The 16,823-nt window shown below is 70.3% G+C and carries 14 protein-coding genes and 2 pseudogenes; 9 read left to right on the plus strand and 7 right to left on the minus strand.

All coding sequences use genetic code 11. The features are described 5' to 3' along the window. Window positions 1-101 precede the first annotated feature (101 nt). Window positions 102-368 (plus strand): annotated as a pseudogene (locus tag WMK75_RS12170) (transposase); the annotation flags it as partial. Between the two features lie 50 nt (window positions 369-418). Here the strand turns inward: WMK75_RS12170 and WMK75_RS12175 are convergent. Then, complete coding sequence (locus tag WMK75_RS12175) at window positions 419-1,174, minus strand: TIM barrel protein (protein WP_347267933.1); 756 nt, start codon at window positions 1,172-1,174, stop codon at window positions 419-421. Window position 1,175: 1 nt separating this feature from the next. Continuing rightward, complete coding sequence (locus tag WMK75_RS12180; RefSeq protein WP_347267934.1) at window positions 1,176-1,721, minus strand: DUF1285 domain-containing protein; 546 nt, start codon at window positions 1,719-1,721, stop codon at window positions 1,176-1,178. Between the two features lie 61 nt (window positions 1,722-1,782). Here WMK75_RS12180 and WMK75_RS12185 point away from each other — a divergent pair, with 61 nt between their 5' ends. The 8 genes and pseudogenes from WMK75_RS12185 (at window position 1,783) to lpxB (ending at window position 11,885) form a co-directional block, all read left to right on the plus strand. Continuing rightward, entirely contained in the window at window positions 1,783-2,784 is a 1,002-nt protein-coding gene (locus WMK75_RS12185) for a MoxR family ATPase (protein WP_347267935.1), read from the plus strand. Next, window positions 2,781-3,647: a DUF58 domain-containing protein gene (locus WMK75_RS12190; RefSeq protein WP_347267936.1), complete on the plus strand. Its 867-nt coding sequence runs from the start codon at window positions 2,781-2,783 to the stop codon at window positions 3,645-3,647. Before WMK75_RS12185 ends, WMK75_RS12190 begins: the two co-directional genes overlap by 4 nt. Next, window positions 3,647-6,411, plus strand: a pseudogene (locus WMK75_RS12195) (DUF4159 domain-containing protein). The gene WMK75_RS12190 and the pseudogene WMK75_RS12195 overlap by 1 nt, the downstream one beginning before the upstream one ends. Further along, entirely contained in the window at window positions 6,408-8,504 is a 2,097-nt protein-coding gene (locus WMK75_RS12200; RefSeq protein WP_347267937.1) for a hypothetical protein, read from the plus strand. Before WMK75_RS12195 ends, WMK75_RS12200 begins: the two are co-directional and overlap by 4 nt. A 67-nt stretch (window positions 8,505-8,571) precedes the next feature. After that, window positions 8,572-9,051 carry a 3-hydroxyacyl-ACP dehydratase FabZ gene (gene fabZ / locus WMK75_RS12205; protein WP_347267938.1) on the plus strand — a complete coding sequence of 160 codons (480 nt, stop codon included), beginning with the start codon at window positions 8,572-8,574 and terminating at the stop codon, window positions 9,049-9,051. Continuing rightward, on the plus strand, window positions 9,044-9,829 hold the full coding sequence (gene lpxA / locus WMK75_RS12210) for an acyl-ACP--UDP-N-acetylglucosamine O-acyltransferase (protein ID WP_347267939.1): 786 nt from the start codon (window positions 9,044-9,046) through the stop codon (window positions 9,827-9,829). Before fabZ ends, lpxA begins: the two co-directional genes overlap by 8 nt. A gap of 10 nt (window positions 9,830-9,839) precedes the next feature. Then, entirely contained in the window at window positions 9,840-10,637 is a 798-nt protein-coding gene (gene lpxI, locus WMK75_RS12215; RefSeq protein ID WP_347267940.1) for a UDP-2,3-diacylglucosamine diphosphatase LpxI, read from the plus strand. Window positions 10,638-10,721: 84 nt separating this feature from the next. After that, window positions 10,722-11,885 (plus strand): lipid-A-disaccharide synthase, encoded by a 1,164-nt coding sequence (lpxB, locus tag WMK75_RS12220; protein WP_347267941.1) that lies wholly within the window; start codon window positions 10,722-10,724, stop codon window positions 11,883-11,885. Here lpxB and WMK75_RS12225 read toward each other — a convergent pair. From WMK75_RS12225 to WMK75_RS12245, 5 genes are all read right to left on the minus strand, one after another. Continuing rightward, window positions 11,860-12,210: a RidA family protein gene (locus tag WMK75_RS12225; protein ID WP_347267942.1), complete on the minus strand. Its 351-nt coding sequence runs from the start codon at window positions 12,208-12,210 to the stop codon at window positions 11,860-11,862. The two genes, lpxB and WMK75_RS12225, sit on opposite strands and share 26 nt — an antisense overlap. A 27-nt stretch (window positions 12,211-12,237) precedes the next feature. Continuing rightward, window positions 12,238-12,984 (minus strand): sulfite exporter TauE/SafE family protein, encoded by a 747-nt coding sequence (locus WMK75_RS12230; RefSeq protein ID WP_347267943.1) that lies wholly within the window; start codon window positions 12,982-12,984, stop codon window positions 12,238-12,240. A 33-nt stretch (window positions 12,985-13,017) separates the two neighbouring features. Continuing rightward, window positions 13,018-13,554 (minus strand): dihydrofolate reductase, encoded by a 537-nt coding sequence (locus WMK75_RS12235; protein WP_347267944.1) that lies wholly within the window; start codon window positions 13,552-13,554, stop codon window positions 13,018-13,020. A gap of 4 nt (window positions 13,555-13,558) precedes the next feature. Next, window positions 13,559-14,356, minus strand: coding sequence for a thymidylate synthase (locus tag WMK75_RS12240; RefSeq protein WP_347267945.1), 798 nt, complete (start codon window positions 14,354-14,356; stop codon window positions 13,559-13,561). Window positions 14,357-14,443: 87 nt separating this feature from the next. Beyond that, on the minus strand, window positions 14,444-16,708 hold the full coding sequence (locus WMK75_RS12245; protein WP_347267946.1) for an adenosylcobalamin-dependent ribonucleoside-diphosphate reductase: 2,265 nt from the start codon (window positions 16,706-16,708) through the stop codon (window positions 14,444-14,446). Window positions 16,709-16,823 lie beyond the last annotated feature (115 nt).

Genomic DNA, 16,823 nt, shown 5'->3' on the forward strand with positions numbered 1-16,823 from the left:
TCAGCAAAACCACGAAAGCCGCCTGATCATGCCCTCAGGCAATCCAGGAATTTACACCACCTTGACGGACGTGACCGGATAGTGCCCCGTCTGCGGCCGCGCTGCTTACCTTTTACGACTACCCGGCCGAACACTGGAAACACGTCCAGACATCCAACCCAATTGAAAGCACCTTCGCCACCGTCCGGCATCGCACGAAGCGCACCAAGGGATGCTTCAGCCGCAAGACCGGGCTGGCCATGGCCTCCAAGCTGATGATGTCAGCGCAGCGGAAATGGCGCAAACTCGATGGGCAGAACCGCTTGCCGGAAATCATCCAAGGGGTTGGGTTCCGAGACGGTCTCCGCCAACTTCAAGCCGCCGCCTGATCGGGCGTCACCAACTTTCGCCCATATCTCGGCGTGACGCTGCGCTCGGCCTAGGCCGAGCGCAGCCAGCGCAGCCCGGCCTCGGTCGAGGTCAACGGCGTGTACTCCGCCCCCACCCAGCCGCGAAAACCCGCGGCGTCGATGGCGCCAAACAGCGCGGTAAAGTCGATCTCGCCCTGGCGCGGCTCGTGCCGGCCGGGGCAGCCGGCGATCTGGATGTGGCGGGTATGGGCGGCGTGGCGCGTCCAGACCGCGACCGCGTCGCCATGGATCATCTGCGCCTGATAGGCATCGAACTGCAGGCCCAGGTTGGGGGCGCCGACCTCGGCGATGATCTCGGCCGCGTCGTCGAAGCTGGACAGGAAATAGCCGGGCATGTCGGTCTGGTTCATCGGCTCGATGATCAGGCTGGAACGGGGCGCGCGTTCGCAGGCCCATTTCAGGTTGGCGACAAGGCAGCGCCGCGCCGCCTCGCCCTCGGCCGCGCCGGCCATGACATGCAGGTGCTGCATGCCAAGCGCCCGGGCAATGCGAAGGGCGCGGTCGAAATCGCTGCGAAAGCGCGCCTCGTTGCCCGGCGCGGCGGCGAAGCCGCGCGGCCCGCCGGCCCAGTTCGGCGGCGGCGTGTTCATCAGCACCAGTTCGATCCCGGCCGCCTGCGCGGCGCGCGCCAGATCCTGCGCCGCAAGGTCATAGGGAAACAGGATCTCGGCGCCCTCGAATCCGGCGCGGCGTGCGGCGGCAAAGCGCTGCAGCATCGGCAGTTCGGTGAAGAGATAGGTCAGGTTGGCGGCGAAACGCGGCATCTCAGGGCTCCAGCGCAAAGACCGCCGCGCCCGAGCGCAGCGCCATGCGCCCGTCTGCGCCCGGCGTGGCGGCATCGGCCAGCCTGTAGAAGGTCTTGCGGTCGATCAGCGCCCAGAGGCCGCGGCGGATATGGACATAGGGCCGGGGCCGGTCGGCGCTGCCGCGAATCTCGATGGCGTGGTCGGGGCCGGCGGTCACGCAATCGCCGACATTGGTGGTCAGGCGGATCTCGGCGCCGATCTCGGCATCGACGGCGACGAAAGGGGCGTCGATGACGCGGATGCCCACTTTCTCGACCGGGGTGACAAGGAAATAGCTGTCGCCCTCGCGCCGCAGGATCGAGGCAAAGAGCCGCACCAGCGCCGGCCGGCCGATCGGGCTGCCGTTGTAGAACCAGCTGCCGTCGGCGCGGATCTCCATGTCCAGGTCGCCGCAATGGGGCGGGTTCCACAGATGCACGGGTGGCGCCCCGCGGCCAGCGGCGCGCGCCGCCGCGCTGGCGATGCCGGCCGCATCGCTCACGCTATTGTCAGTCTGCGCCACCATTCCCTGTGGACCCCGTCATCGCCGCCTTTATGCTGTCCTAAAGCAGAAGCGGGGCAATGTCATGGTCGAGGACGATAAACTTGTAGCCGATGTCCTGGCGCTGACCGCAAGACTGGCCGAGGCGCGCGCCAGCGTCGAGCGCCGCTTCGTCGGCCAGCATGGCGTGGTCGAGCAGGTTCTGGCCGCGATCCTGTCGGGCGGGCATGTGCTGCTGGTCGGCCAGCCCGGCCTGGGCAAGACCATGCTGGTTGACACGCTGGGCACGGTGCTTGGCCTCGATACGGCGCGCATCCAGTTCACCCCGGACCTGATGCCGGCCGATATCCTCGGCTCGGAAGTGCTGGACGTGCTGCCCGACGGCAGCCGCGCCTTCCGCTTCATCGAGGGGCCGGTGTTCACCCGGCTGCTGATGGCCGACGAGATCAACCGCGCCAGCCCGCGCACGCAATCTGCGCTGTTGCAGGCCATGCAGGAGGGCGAGGTGACCATCGGTGGCGCGCATCGGCCGCTGGGCCGGCCCTTTCACGTCCTTGCCACCCAGAACCCGATCGAACAGGAGGGCACCTATCCGCTGCCCGAGGCGCAACTTGACCGTTTCCTGTTGCAGATCGACGTGGACTATCCCGACCGCGACACCGAACGCGCCATCCTGCTGGCCACCACCGGCACGGCACAGGGGCGCGCGCATGCGGTCTTCGACGCCGCGGGGCTGATCGCGGCACAGGCGCTGATCCGGCGCATGCCGGTGGGCGAATCGGTGCTGGGGGCGATCCTCGACCTGGTGCGCTCGGCCCGTCCCGGCGCGCCCGAGGCGCCGGGCTGGGTCTCGGATGCGCTGGTCTGGGGGCCGGGGCCGCGTGCCGCGCAGGCGCTGACCCTGGTCACCCGCGCCCGCGCGGCGCTGGACGGCCGCCTTGCCCCGACGCTGGACGATGTCGAGGCCATGGCCGCGCCGGTGCTGCGCCACCGCATGGCGTTGGGCTTTGCCGCCCGCGCCCGCGGCGAGACCGTCGAGGGGGTGATTGCGCGGCTGCTCGGGGAACGGATGGCGGCGGCAGCGTGACAACCACCCCCGCCCAGTTGCAGGCCCGGGCCGAGTCCGCGCTGACCGGCCTGCCGGCGCTGATGCTTTCGGCCGAGCGACTGGCGGCGACGGTCACCGCCGGCGCGCATGGCCAGCGCCGCGCCGGCCCGGGCGAGGATTTCTGGCAATACCGCCCCGCCACCCAGGGCGACAGCGCGCGCAGCATCGACTGGCGCCGCTCGGCGCGGTCGGATGCGCAATTCGTCCGCGACCGCGAGGCCGAGCGGCCGCAGTCGGCGGCGCTCTGGGTCTCGGCCGCCGCGGGCATGGCCTGCGCCGGCGCCGGGCGGCCGACGAAAGGCGCGCGCGCCGATCTTCTGGCCCTGGCCCTGGCCATGGGCCTGCTGGCCGGGGGCGAGCGCGTGGGGCTTGCCGGCGCCGCGCCGCGTTCGGGGCGGCTGCAGGCCGAACGCATCGCCACCGCGCTTCTGGCGCGCGCGCCCCTGGCGCAGGACGAGGACGCGCCCCCGATCGACGCCCTGCGCCCCGGCCAGCGCGTGGTGCTGTTTGATGACTTTCTTGGCGATGCGCAGCCGGTGCTGGACTATCTGGCGCGCGCCGCCGCCATGGGGATCCGCGGCGCGCTCCTGCAGGTGCTCGACCCCGAGGAGGAGGAGTTCCCCTGGTCGGGCGCGGTGCTTTTCCGCTCGGCCTCGGGGGCGCAAAGGCATGACACGCGCGATGCGGGCGGGCTGCGCGCCGCCTATCTGGCGCGGCTGGCCGAACGGCGCGCGCTGCTGTCGCGGGCGGCGCTGGGTGCGGGCTGGCATTTCGGCAGCCATGTGACCGCGGCGGCACCGGCGCAGGCGCTGGTCTGGCTGTGGTCGGTGCTGGAGGGCTGATGCTGGTCCTTGGCCCCCTTGGCTTCCTGAGCCCCTGGCTGCTGGCGGCGCTGGCGGCGTTGCCGGTGCTGTGGCTGATCCTGCGCGCCATGCCGCCGGCGCCGAAACCGGTGCGTTTTGCCGGCACGCGGCTGCTGGCGGGCCTGCGCGACCCGCATCCGGTGGCGCGGCACACACCATGGTGGCTGCTGTTGATCCGGGTGCTGGCGATCGCGGCGCTGATCCTCGGCCTGGCCGGCCCGGTCTGGAAGCCCGAGCCGCGGCAGGACGGGCAGGGGCCGCTTCTGCTGGTCATGGATGCCGGCTGGGCGGCAGCGCCCGACTGGCCGCAGCGCCAGAGCCGCGCCATCCGCGCGCTGGACCAGGCGGCGGCGGCGGGCCGGCCGGCGGCGCTGCTGCTTGCCGACGGGCTGGCCGAGGGCGCGCTGCCCTTCCGCCCGGCGCAGGAACTGATCCCGGCGCTGCGCGCGCAGGTCCCCGCGGCATGGGAGACCGCCTATCCCGCGGACCCGGCGCAGGCGCTGGCGCAGGCCCCGGACCGCGGGCTGGCGGTGCTGTGGCTTAGCGACGGGCTGGACCATCCGGGCCGCGCGGGCCTGCTGGCGGCGCTGGTGGACCGCGGCAGCGTCGCCGTCGCGCCGCCCGAAACCCCGCGCCTGTCGCTGCAGCGGCTCGCGGATGATGAGCCCACGTTGCTGCTGCGCGCAACCGCTGAGGCTGCCGACCCCGAGGTGCTGGCCATTGGTCCCGACCCGGGGGGCATGCCGCGCGAACTGGCGCGGCTGAAGCCCGGCGCGGCCCGCAATGACGCCGGCATCACCAGCCGCACCGTCGCCATCGACCTGCCGTCCGAGCTGCGCAACCGCATCACCCGCTTTGCCATCGCGGGCCAGGACAGCGCCGGCGCCGTGGTGCTGGCCGACGATTCCATGCGCCGGCGCAAGGTGGCGCTGGTCGGCGACGACCGCGCCAGCGAGGGCCAGCGCCTGCTGTCGCCGCTGCATTATCTGCGCCGGGCCCTGGCGCCGCGCGCCGACCTGATCGAGGGCGGGCCGGGTGAGGTGCTGCAGGCCTCGCCCGACGTGATCATCCTGGCCGATCAGGTGGCGCTGCCGGAAACGCCGGCGCTGCGCGACTGGGTGACGCGCGGCGGCCTGCTGATCCGTTTTTCCGGACCGCGCATGGCCGCCGACGCCCGGCTGGCCGAAGAGCCGCTGCTGCCGGTGCGCTTGCGCGCCGGCGGGCGTGACATCGGCGGCGCGCTGAGCTGGGGCGACCCGCGCGGCCTGGCGCCCTTTGCCGGCGACGGCATCTTTGCCGGGCTCGGCGTGCCGGCCGATGCCACTGTGCGCGCGCAGCTTCTGGCCGAGCCCTCGCCCGATCTTGCCAGGCGCACGATCGCAGGGCTGAGCGACGGCACACCGCTGGTCACGCGCGAGGCGCTGGGCAAGGGGCAACTGGTGCTGTTTCACACCACGGCCAATGCCGAATGGTCGGATCTTGCGCTGTCGGGGCTGTTCGTCGAGATGCTGGACCGGCTGCTGCAATCCGCAGGCAGCGGCGCGGGATCGGCGCCCGCCGCACCCGATCCGCAGCAGCAGCCGTTCTGGACACCGGTGCAGCTGCTGGACGGGCATGGCCGGGCCCATGACGCGGCGGATGCGGCGCCGGTCGCGGCAGCGGATTTCGCCCGCGGCCCCGCTCCGGGCATCCCGGCCGGGCTTTACCGCGCCGGCGAGCGGGTGTTGGCCCTGAATGCCGGCGGGCCGATGCGTCTGGCCGATTGGCCCGGCGCCCGCATCGAGACCGCCGCGCAGGCCCCGGGCCTTGCCTTCGGCGGCTGGCTGCTGGCGCTTGCCGTGGCGCTGCTGGCGCTGGATGCGATCGGCAGCGCCCTGCTGTTGCGGGGCCCTGGACGCGAGGTGCCGGCATGAGATGGCTTGCGCTGCTTGCCCTGTTACTGTGGGCCGGGGCGCCGCGGGCCCAGGACGCCCCCGGCCCGGCGCTGATCCAGGCCGCCGATCAGGTGGCGCTGGCCTATGTCGTCACCGGCGAGGATGCGGTGGACGCGGCCTCTCTGGCGGGGATGCGCGGGTTGTCGCAGGTCCTGGCCATGCGCAGCACCGTCGAGCCGGGGCCGCCGATCGGCATCGACCTTGACCATGACGACCTGTCGCTGCTGACCTTCCTTTACTGGCCGGTGACCGCGACGCAGGTGCCGCCGACGCCGCAGGCCTACGTGCGGCTGAACCATTTCCTGCGCTCGGGCGGGATGATCCTGTTCGACACCCGCGACGGCGACATCGCCGGCCTCGGCGGGCCGGACGGCTCGGCGGCGCTGCAGGCGCTGGCGGCGCCGCTGGACATTCCGCCGCTGGCGCCGATCCCGGCCGACCATGTGCTGACGCGCAGCTTCTATCTGCTCACGGACTTTCCCGGCCGCTACCAGGGGCAGGCGGTCTGGGCCGAGGCGCCCCCGGCCGGTGCCGAGGCGGCCGAAGGCGTGCCTTTCCGCAATCTCAACGACGGGGTCTCGCCGGTGATCATCGGCGGCAATGCCTGGGCCGAGGCCTGGGCGCTGGACGAGGGCGGCCTGCCGATGTTCAGCATGGGCGCGGGCCTCGACGGCGAGCGCCAGCGCGAGATGGCCCGGCGTTTCGGCGTCAACCTGATCATGTATGTGCTGACCGGGAACTACAAATCCGACCAGGTGCATGTGCCGGCACTGCTGGAGCGGCTGCGCGCCGATGAGGTGACGCAATGACCGGGCTTTCCTTCGATCCGCTGCTGCCCTGGGGGCTGGTCGCGGCACTGGCGGCGCTGGCGGGGCTGGCGGCGCTCTGGGCGCTGTGGCGGGGCCTGCGCGGCTGGTTCTGGCGCGGCTGTGCCGGGCTGGCGGCGGTGGCGGCGCTGGCGGGGCCGGCGCTGCAGACCGGGGTGCGCAATGCGCTGTCCGACATCGTGATCCTGCTCGATGACCGCAGCGCCAGCCAGTCCCTGCCCGGGCGCCCCGAACAGACCGATGCCGCACTGGCGGCGCTGACGCGCCAGCTTGCCGCCATGCCGGGGACCGAGATCCGCCGCGTCGCCCTGGGCGACGATGCCGACGGCAGCCTGCTGGGGGCGGCGCTGACCCGCGCGCTGGCGGCCGAGCCGCAGAACCGCGTGGCGGGCGTCATCGTCGTGAGCGACGGGCTGGCCCATGACGCGCCGATGCTGCCCGCGACTGCGCCGGCGCCGGTGCATGTGCTGCTGACCGGGCAGGCGCAGGACTGGGACCGCCGGCTGGTGATCGAGGAGGCTCCGGCCTATGGGCTGATCGGCAAGCCGGTCAGCATCCGTCTGCGCGTCGAGGACCAGGGCGCGGTGCCCGCCGAAGTCGCGGGCCTGCCGGTGCGGCTGCAGATCAGCCTGGACGCCGAGCCCGCCCGCAGCCTCGAGGTCACGCCGGGCCGGGCGCTGGAGCTTTCGGTGGTGCCGCAGCATGCCGGGCAGAACGTGGTCTCGATCGGATTCGCGCCGCCGCAGGGCCCGTTGCCGGAACTGACGGCGCGCAACAATTCCGCCGCCATCCAGATCCAGGGCGTGCGCGACCGGCTGCGGGTGCTGCTGATCTCGGGCGAGCCGCACCCGGGTGAAAGAACATGGCGCAACCTGCTGAAATCGGATGCGAATGTCGACCTGATCCATTTCACCATCCTGCGGCCGCCGGACAAGATGGACGCGGTCCCGGTCGAGGAGATGTCGCTGATCGCCTTTCCGACCCATGAGCTGTTCATGGAGCGCATCGACGATTTCGACCTGATCATCTTTGACCGCGACCGGGTGCGCGGCATCCTGATGCCCGGCTATTACGACAATATCCGCCGCTATGTCGAAGAGGGCGGCGCGGTGCTGGTCTCGGCCGGGCCCGAGATGTCCACGGTCGAAAGCCTGAACCTGTCGCCCATGGGGCCGATCATCCCCGGCCGGCCCACCGGGCGGGTGCTGTCGGAACCGTTCCTGCCGCGCCTGACCGACGAGGGCCGCCGCCACCCGGTCACCGCCGGCCTGCCCGGTGCGCCCCAGGACGGCACTGAAACGCATTGGGGCCGCTGGCTGCGCATGTCGCAGGTGATACCCGACCCTTCGGCGCAGGTGGTGATGACCGGGGCCGGCGAGGAGCCGCTGCTGATCCTGAACCGGGTCGGCAAGGGGCGGGTGGCGCTTCTGACCTCGGACCAGGCCTGGCTCTGGGGGCGCGGCTTCGAGGGCGGCGGGCCGCAACTGGAACTGCTGCGCCGCATCGCGCATTGGTCCATGCAGGAGCCCGAGCTTGAGGAGGAGGCGCTGCTGGCCGAGGTCAGCGCCGGGCTGAACGTCGCCATCACCCGGCGCAGCATGTCGCCGGCGGTGGCGCCCGTGCGCATCACCCATCCCGACGGCCGCAGCGAAGAGATCACCCTGGCCGAGACCGGGCCGGGCCGCTTTACCGCACGCTGGACCGCGCCGGGGCCGGGGCTTTACCGGATGTCGGACGGCCGGATCACCCGCGTGCTGGCGCTGGGCCCGGCCTCGCCGCGCGAATTCGAGGAAACCGTGGCATCGGGGGCGCCGCTGGCACCACTGGCGCAGGCGACGCGGGGGGCGGTGCTGCGGCTCTCGGAGGGTATCCCGGCGCTGCGCAGCACCGGTGCCGGGCGTCAGGCGCATGGCCAGGGCGTCACCGGGCCGTGGATCGGCATCACCCCGCGCCAGGCGGCCTCGGTCAGCGGCATGACGCATCGCCCGCTCATGCCCGGCTGGGCCTGGCTGGGGCTGATCGCCGGGCTGGCGCTGGCCGGCTGGCTGGCCGAGGGGCGCCCGCGCCGGGGGTGACGCGCGAAACTTGCCAAGCCCGCGCCCCGTTGCTAGGCAAATGGAAACTTTCCCGGAAGGACCCCAGATGGCCAGCGACCAGACCGCCTATATCCCGCCGACCGAAGTCGATCTGGCGATGATCAAGCGCATCCTGCCGCATCGCTACCCGTTCCTGCTGGTGGACCGCGTGCGCGCCATCGTGCCGGGCCAGTCCTGCGTCGGCATCAAGAACGTCACCTCGAACGAGCCGCATTTCGAGGGCCATTTCCCGCAAGAGCCGGTCATGCCGGGCGTGCTGATCATCGAGGCCATGGCGCAATCCGCCGCCGTGCTGGTCGGCGTCACCCTGGACCTGGCCGGCAAGGGCATGGGCACCTATTTCATGTCCATCGACAAGTGCCGCTTCCGCCAGAAGGTGGTGCCGGGCGATGTGCTGGAACTGCACATGAAGACCCTGCGCGGCGGCGGCAAGATCTGGAAATTCGAGGGCCGCGCCATGGTCAACGGCCAGCTTGCCGCCGAGGCCGAGGTCATGGCCATGCTGAATCGTGGCGACAATGGCTGAGACGCGGATCCACCCCTCGGCGGTGGTCGATCCGGGCGCGCGTATCGGCGAGGGCTGCGAGATCGGCCCCTTCTGCGTCGTGGGCCCGCAGGTCGTGCTGGGCCGGGGCGTGGTGCTGAAATCCCATGTCGTGGTGACCGGCCGGACCTCCATCGGCGAGGGGACGGCGGTCTTTCCCTTCGCCTCGCTGGGCGAGGTGCCGCAGGACCTGAAATACCGCGGCGAAAGCACGCGCCTCGAGATCGGCGCCCGCAACCGCATCCGAGAACATGTCACGATGAACCCCGGGACCGAGGGCGGCGGCGGCCTCACCCGCATCGGCGACGACGGGCTTTACATGGCCGGCAGCCATGTCGCGCATGACTGCCGGATCGGCAACCGCGTCATCCTGGTCAACAATGCCGCGGTCGCCGGCCATTGCCAGCTTGAGGATGACGTGATCATCGGCGGCCTCTCGGGCGTGCATCAATGGGTGCGCATCGGTCGCGGCGCCATGATCGGCGCGGTGACCATGGTGACGGCGGATGTCATTCCCTTTGGCCTGGTGCAGGGGCCGCGCGGGCAACTGGACGGGCTGAACCTGGTCGGCCTCAAGCGCCGCGGCGCCTCGCGCGAGGAAATCCATGCGTTGCGCGCCATGCTTTCCGGGCTGGGCCAGGGCAGCTTTCGCGATGCCGCCCGGCAGATGGCCGATGCTGCGCAGGGCCCGATGGTGCGCGAGGTGCTGGATTTCATCCTCGGCCCCTCTGATCGCAGTTTCCTGACCCCCCAGAGATGAGAGCAGGTCCATGAGCCGCATCGCCCTGATCGCCGGCGAAGGCCGGCTGGCCCCCGCCATCGCCGCAGCGCTTGACCAGCCGCTGGTCTATGCGCTGGACCATCTGAAGCCCGCACTCGCGGCCCGGCCGTTCCGCCTTGAGCGGCTGGTGCCTTTCCTCGACGAGCTGACCGATCAAGGCGTGACGCGCGCCGTCTTTGCCGGCGCCATCCGCCGCCCGAAGATCGAGCCGGAGCTCTTCGACGCCCGCACCATGGCCATCGTGCCGCGCATCCTGATGGGCATGCAATCGGGCGATGACGCCGCCCTGCGCGCCGTCCTGGATGTTTTCGAGGAAGCCGGCATATCCATCTGTTCTGTTGATCAGATCCTGCCTGACTTGGTGCCGGGCGAGGCGGTGCTGTGCGGCGCGCCCGGGCCGTGCGACCAGAAGGACGCGGCGCGCGCCGCCGAGATCGTGGCCGGCCTTGGCGCGCTGGACATCGGCCAGGGCGCGGTGGTGGCGCAGGGGCTTTGCCTTGCCGTCGAGGCGCTGCCCGGCACGCAGGCGATGCTGGAATTCGCCCGCCTGCACGCGGGGCTGAAGCCCGACCCGCAGGGGGCGGGGGGTGTGCTCTACAAGGCGCCCAAGCCCGGGCAGGACCGGCGCATCGACCTTCCGACCATCGGCCCGGACACGGTGACCCAGGCGGCCGAGGCCGGGCTGGCCGGGATCGCCTGGCAGGCCGGCAGCGTTATCCTGCTGGAGCGGGCCGAGACGCTGCGCCGCGCCGAGGCGGCGGGGCTGTTTCTTTGGGCGCGGGGCTGAACGGGTATGTGAGAAACGGAAGATGACGCTGGTGCTTGCCGTTTTCCAGATGCCCTTGTCGGGGCGTGGCAACCAGGGGGTGGGATGAGGTTCTTTCTCATTGCGGGCGAGCCTTCGGGCGACAACCTGGGCGCGGCGCTGATGGCGGGGCTGCGGCAATTGCTTCTCTCGGTCGAGTTTCTGGGTGTCGGCGGGCCGGCCATGGCGGCCGAGGGGCTGGAAAGCCGCTTTCCCATGGATGAACTCAGCCTGATGGGCATCTGGGAGGTGCTGCCGAAATACCGCGCGCTGAAGGCCCGTATCGCCGAGACGGCGCAGGCGGTGGCCGATGTGCGGCCCGATGCGCTGATCGGCATCGACAGCCCGGATTTCTGCCTGCGGGTGGCGCGCGCGGCGCGGGCGCTGAACCCGGATCTGCGCACGATTCACTATGTCGCGCCCTCGGTCTGGGCCTGGCGGACGGGGCGGGCGCGCAAGATGGCGCAGGTCATCGACCATGTGCTGGCGATCCTGCCCTTCGAGCCGCCCCTGATGCGGGCCGCGGGCATGAGCTGCGATTTCGTCGGCCATCCGATCGTCGCCGAGCCGGTCGCCGGCAAGATCGAGGCCGCCGAGTTTCGCGCCAGCCATGACATCGCCCCCGACGCGCCGCTGATCCTGTGCCTGCCCGGTTCGCGCCGGGCCGAGGTCGCGCGGCTGGGGCCGCGTTTCGACGAGGCGCTGATGCGTCTGCGCGACCGCATGCCCGAGATCAGGGTGGTGATCCCGACCGTGCGCGGCGTGTCCGCGCTGGTGCGCGACATGGCGCATCGCTGGCCGACGCTGCCGGTGGTGGTCGAAAGCCCGGCCGAGAAGCGGGCGGCCTTTGCCGCGGCGGATCTGGCGCTGGCCGCCTCGGGGACGGTCAGCCTGGATCTGGCGGCAAACAATGTGCCGATGGTGATCGGCTATGACGTGGCGCCGATCAGCCGCTTCATCATCGGGCTGCTGCTGCGCACCGATACGGTGACGCTGGTGAACCTGGTCAGCGAGACCCGCGCAGTGCCCGAGTTCCTGGGCCGCGACTGCCAGCCCGGGCCGATGTCGCAGGCATTGTTCTGCCTGCTGGAACATCCCGAGGACCGGGCCGGCCAGGTCGCGGCCATGGAACTGACCATGCAGCGGCTGGGGCGCGGCGGCGAGGCCCCTGGCCTGCGCGCCGCGCGTTCGGTGCTGGCGGCGGTCAGTTCTGCGCCGCGATCACGATGATCTCGACCTTGTAATCCGGGGTCGCCAGCGCCGATTCGCCAGTGGCGCGGGCGGGGGCGTGGCCGGCCGGCACCCAGGCGTCCCAGACGGCGTTCATCTCGGCGAAATCGGCCATGTCGGCCATCCAGATCTGCGCCGACAGGATGCGGGTCTTGTCCGAGCCGGCCGCGGCCAGCAGCCGGTCGATCTTTGCCAGCACCTCGCGGGTCTGCTCGGCCACCGGCGCGCCGGCGGTGCCGACCTGGCCGGCCAGATAGGCGATGCCATTGTGGATGACGGCCTGGCTCATGCGGGTGCCGGTCTCGAGGCGGGTGATTGCGGACATTGGTTTTCCTTTCGGGTTGGGCGGGCGTCAGAACAGCCGCCAGAAGAATACTGCCGTCATGCCAAAGCCGACGGCCGCGATCAATGCCCGCAGATGCGGCACCGGGATGCGGCGCGCCAGCGGCGCCCCCAGATAGCCGCCGAGGATGGTGCCCAGGCTCATGATTGCGGCCGGACCCCAGGCGATCTGGCCGCCGACGGCGAAGATGGCGAATGAGATCATCGCCAGCGCGAAGGACAGCCAGTTCTTCAGTCCGTTCATCTGGTTCAGGTCGTTCATGCCCCAGAGCGCGAACAGCGCCAGCAGCACGATGCCCAGCCCGCCGTTGAAATAGCCGCCATAGATCGCCACCGGCACCATGGTCGCGGCGCCGAAAGGGGCGGCGGCGCTGCGCTGGCGCGCGGCCCAGGCGCGCACCTGCGCGCCCCAGACAAAGACCGAGGTCGCCGCCAGCAGCAGGAACGGCACGAGAATGGCGAAAGCCTGGTTCGAGGAAACAAGCAGCAGGCACGAGCCCAGGATCCCCCCCGCCAGCGTCCAGAGCGTCAGCCGACGCACCAGCCGGCGATCGAGCCGCGCGATCTCGTGGCGAAAGCCCACAGCCGCGGCCAGATAGCCGGGCAACGCCGCCACGGTGCTGGTCGCATTGGCCATGACCACCGGCACGCCGCTGGCGACCAGCGCGGGAAAGGTGATGAAGGTGCCGCCGCCGGCCACCGCGTTCAGCATGCCCCCGATGAAGCCGGCCAGAAGCATCAAGAGCAGGTCGTGCATGGCGTCTCCTTGCGGTCCGGGCGGCGCCCCTGCTTAGACCGGGGCGGCCGGGGCGTCCAGAGACGCGGCGGCTCCGGGGCCCTGGCCGGGCGGCACGGCCCGGAGATATTCGTGCAGGACGCAGCGCGGACCCTCGGCGCGCAGAAGGCTTTGGCCGACAGGCGTCCAGGTCCCGGGCGCGAGCGGGGGAAAGAACGTGTCGGCGCCCTCGACATCCAGTTCGACCTCGGTGATCAGCAGCCGGTGCGCCAGCGGCAGGGCGGCGCGATAGATGGCGGCGCCGCCCATGGCATAGATGCGCGCATGCCCCAGCGCGCGGGCGCGCGCCAGTGCCCCCGCAAAGCTGGCCAGCACATTGCCGCCCGCCGCCATCGTCGTCGAGACGATGATATTGTCACGATTGCCCAGAGGCTTGACCGGCAGGCTGTCCCAGGTCCTGCGGCCCATGATCACCGCGCCGCCCAGGGTTTCGCGGCGAAAGAAGGCCAGGTCCTCGGGGGCGTGCCAGGGGATGGCATTGGCCTTGCCGATGGCGCCCGACCTTGCCCTGGCGACGATGACGGTCAGCATCGGCCTAGACCGCCACCGGCGCCCGGATCGCCGGATCGGGGTCATAGCCGTCGATCTCGAAATCGTCGAAGGCAAAGTCGAAGATCGAGGCGACGGGGCGGCGGATGCGCAGCTGCGGCAGCGGCTTGGGGTCGCGCTGCAGCTGCGTCCTGACCTGTTCGAGGTGGTTGCTATAGATATGCGCATCCCCGATCGAATGCACGAAATCGCCCGGCTCATGACCGGTGACATGGGCCAGCATATGCGCGAGCAGCGCATAGGAGGCGATGTTGAAGGGCACGCCCAGGAACATGTCGGCCGATCGCTGGTAAAGCTGCAGATGCAGCTTGCCGCCCAGGATGCGCACCTGCCACAGCGTATGGCAGGGCGGCAGCGCCATCTGCGACAGCTCGCCAGGGTTCCAGGCCGAGACGATCAGCCGTCGGCTGTCGGGATTGGCGCGGATATTGTGGACCAGTTCGGCGATCTGGTCGATACCGTCCGCCGCCTGCGTCGCACCGAACCGGCGCCACTGCCGGCCATAGACCGGCCCGAGATCGCCATTGGCATCCGCCCATTCGTCCCAGATGGTGACGCCGTTGCGGTTCAGGTAGCCGATATTGGTATCACCCGAGAGAAACCACAGCAGTTCATGGATGATCGAGCGCAGGTGCAGCTTCTTGGTGGTGACCAGCGGAAAGCCCTCGGCCAGCGGATAGCGGCTTTGCAGGCCGAAACAGGCGATGGTGCCGGTGCCGGTGCGGTCGGTCGATTCCACGCCCTGTTCCAGCACCGTCCTGAGGGCATCGTGATACTGCTTCACCGCGCGGTTTCCTTCCCAGATTGTCCGTTCCCTGGCGCCCCGGGGCGCATGTCCGGGCCGGCTGCCGCGACAGCCGGCCGCACGGGGTCAGCCGCATTTCGAATGGCCGCAGCTGGGGCAGGTCAGGCAGCCCTCGATCTTGCGCATGCCGAACTGGCCGCAGGCGGGGCAGGCCGGGCCGCGCGGGCGTTCGCCCACCGCCACCGCCTCGGATTGCGGGTCGGCCTTCAGGCCCATGCCCTCGCCGGCGATGAAGCCGGTGGCGACCATGTGGCGTTCGATCACCCCGCCGATCGCGGCCAGGATCGAGGGGACATAGCGGCCCTCGATCCAGGCGCCGCCGCGCGGGTCGAACACCGCCTTCAGCTCCTCGACCACGAAGGACACGTCGCCGCCGCGCCGGAACACCGCCGAGATCATCCGCGTCAGCGCCACGGTCCAGGCGTAATGCTCCATGTTCTTCGAGTTGATGAACACCTCGAAGGGGCGGCGGTGGCCGGCCTGCACGATGTCGTTGATGGTGATGTAGATGGCGTGTTCGCTGCCGGGGAATTTCAGCTTGTAGGTCGAGCCCTCCAGCGCCGCCGGACGGTCCAGGGGCTCGGTCAGATAGACCACGTCGGCGCCCTTGTCGGCCTCGGGCGCGGTTTCGGTCTTTTCGCTGACCGACAGGACCGAGCCGGTGACATCGTTCGGCCGATAGGTGGTGCAACCCTTGCAGCCCTTGTCCCAGGCGGCCAGATAGACGCCCTGGAAATCGTCGAAGCTGATGTCCTCGGGGCAGTTGATGGTCTTGGAGATGGAACTGTCCATCCATTCCTGTGCCGCCGCCTGCATGGCGACGTGATCCAAGGGCGCCAGCGTCTGGGCGTTGACGAAATAATCCGGCAGCGGCGCGTCGCCCTTGAGGTCGCGCCACATCTGCACGGCGTAATCGACCACTTCTTCCTCGCTGCGCGAGCCGTCCTTCTGCAGCACCTTGCGGGTATAGGCATAGGCGAATACCGGCTCGATGCCCGAGCTGACATTGCCCGCGTAAAGCGAGATGGTGCCCGTCGGCGCGATCGAGGTCAGCAGCGCGTTGCGGATGCCGTGGTCCTTGATCGCGGCGCGCACATCCTTGTCCATGCGCGACATGAAGCCGGATTTCAGATATTCCTTGGCGTCGAACAGCGGGAAGGCGCCCTTTTCGCGCGCCAGATCCACCGAGGCCAGATAGGCCGAGCGCGCGATGGCCTTCATCCAGGCGCGGGTCTGTTCCACGGCGTCCGCCGCGCCGTAACGCAGGCCCAGCATCAGCAGCGCATCCGCCAGCCCGGTGACGCCAAGGCCGATGCGGCGCTTGGCCTGCGCCTCGGCCTGCTGTTGCGGCAGCGGGAATTTCGAGGCGTCCACGACGTTGTCCATCATGCGCACGGCGGTGCGCACCAGCTCGTCCAGCGCCTCGGGGTTCAGCCGGGCATCTGCGGTGAAGGGCGCATCGACCAGCCGCGCAAGGTTGACCGAGCCCAGCAGGCAGGCGCCATAGGGCGGCAGCGGCTGTTCGCCGCAGGGGTTGGTGGCGCAGATGGTCTCGGCGTAATGCAGGTTGTTTTGCTGGTTGATGCGGTCGATGAAGATCACGCCCGGCTCGGCATAGTCATAGGTCGCGCGCATGATCCTGTTCCACAGATCGCGCGCCTTGACGGTGTGATAGACCTTGCCGGCGAATTTCAGGTCCCACGAGCCGCCATCCTTCAACGCCTGCATGAAGTCGTCGGTGACCAGCACGGAAAGGTTGAACATGCGCAGCCGGGCGCTGTCCTGCTTGGCCTGGATGAAGGCCTCGATGTCGGGGTGGTCGCAGCGCATGGTGGCCATCATCGCGCCGCGGCGCGAGCCGGCGGACATGATGGTGCGGCACATCGCGTCCCAGACATCCATGAACGACAAGGGCCCCGAGGCGTCGGCGGCCACGCCCTTGACCTCGGCGCCGCGCGGCCGGATGGTCGAGAAATCATAGCCGATGCCGCCGCCCTGCTGCATGGTCAGCGCCGCCTCTTTCAGCATGTCGAAGATGCCGGCCATGCTGTCGGGGACGGTGCCCATGACGAAGCAGTTGAACAGCGTCACCTCGCGCCCGGTGCCGGCGCCGGCCAGAATGCGGCCGGCGGGCAGGAACTTGAAATCCTCGAGCGCGGCATAGAAGCGGTCTTCCCACAGCGCCGGGTTCTTTTCGACGCGCGCCAGGTCGCGGGCGACGCGGCGCCAACTGTCCTCGACCGAGAGGTCGATGGCCTGGCCGCCCGAATCGCGCAGACGGTATTTCATGTCCCAGATCTGCTCGGCGATGGGGGCGGCGAAACGGCTCATGTCGAAATCCTTGATTCTGTTTCAAACGGGCGAAGCGGGGCTTATACAGCCCGTGGCCGTGGCTGCCAGCCCGCGGGCAACAGGGAATCAATATAGGTCAAGCGGATTGATTTTT

Origin of the sequence: Paracoccus sp. (in: a-proteobacteria), from assembly GCF_039808215.1 — a bacterium.
Classification (GTDB): domain Bacteria; phylum Pseudomonadota; class Alphaproteobacteria; order Rhodobacterales; family Rhodobacteraceae; genus Paracoccus.

Coding starts and splice junctions, on each gene's coding strand:
- WMK75_RS12175 (WP_347267933.1), bottom strand. CDS start 1,174: ATGCCGCGTTTCGCCGCCAACCTGACCTATCTCTTCACCGAACTGCCG.
- WMK75_RS12180 (WP_347267934.1), bottom strand. CDS start 1,721: ATGGTGGCGCAGACTGACAATAGCGTGAGCGATGCGGCCGGCATCGCC.
- WMK75_RS12185 (WP_347267935.1), top strand. CDS start 1,783: ATGGTCGAGGACGATAAACTTGTAGCCGATGTCCTGGCGCTGACCGCA.
- WMK75_RS12200 (WP_347267937.1), top strand. CDS start 6,408: ATGACCGGGCTTTCCTTCGATCCGCTGCTGCCCTGGGGGCTGGTCGCG.
- fabZ (WP_347267938.1), top strand. CDS start 8,572: ATGGCCAGCGACCAGACCGCCTATATCCCGCCGACCGAAGTCGATCTG.
- lpxA (WP_347267939.1), top strand. CDS start 9,044: ATGGCTGAGACGCGGATCCACCCCTCGGCGGTGGTCGATCCGGGCGCG.
- lpxI (WP_347267940.1), top strand. CDS start 9,840: ATGAGCCGCATCGCCCTGATCGCCGGCGAAGGCCGGCTGGCCCCCGCC.
- lpxB (WP_347267941.1), top strand. CDS start 10,722: ATGAGGTTCTTTCTCATTGCGGGCGAGCCTTCGGGCGACAACCTGGGC.
- WMK75_RS12225 (WP_347267942.1), bottom strand. CDS start 12,210: ATGTCCGCAATCACCCGCCTCGAGACCGGCACCCGCATGAGCCAGGCC.
- WMK75_RS12230 (WP_347267943.1), bottom strand. CDS start 12,984: ATGCACGACCTGCTCTTGATGCTTCTGGCCGGCTTCATCGGGGGCATG.
- WMK75_RS12235 (WP_347267944.1), bottom strand. CDS start 13,554: ATGCTGACCGTCATCGTCGCCAGGGCAAGGTCGGGCGCCATCGGCAAG.
- WMK75_RS12245 (WP_347267946.1), bottom strand. CDS start 16,708: ATGAGCCGTTTCGCCGCCCCCATCGCCGAGCAGATCTGGGACATGAAA.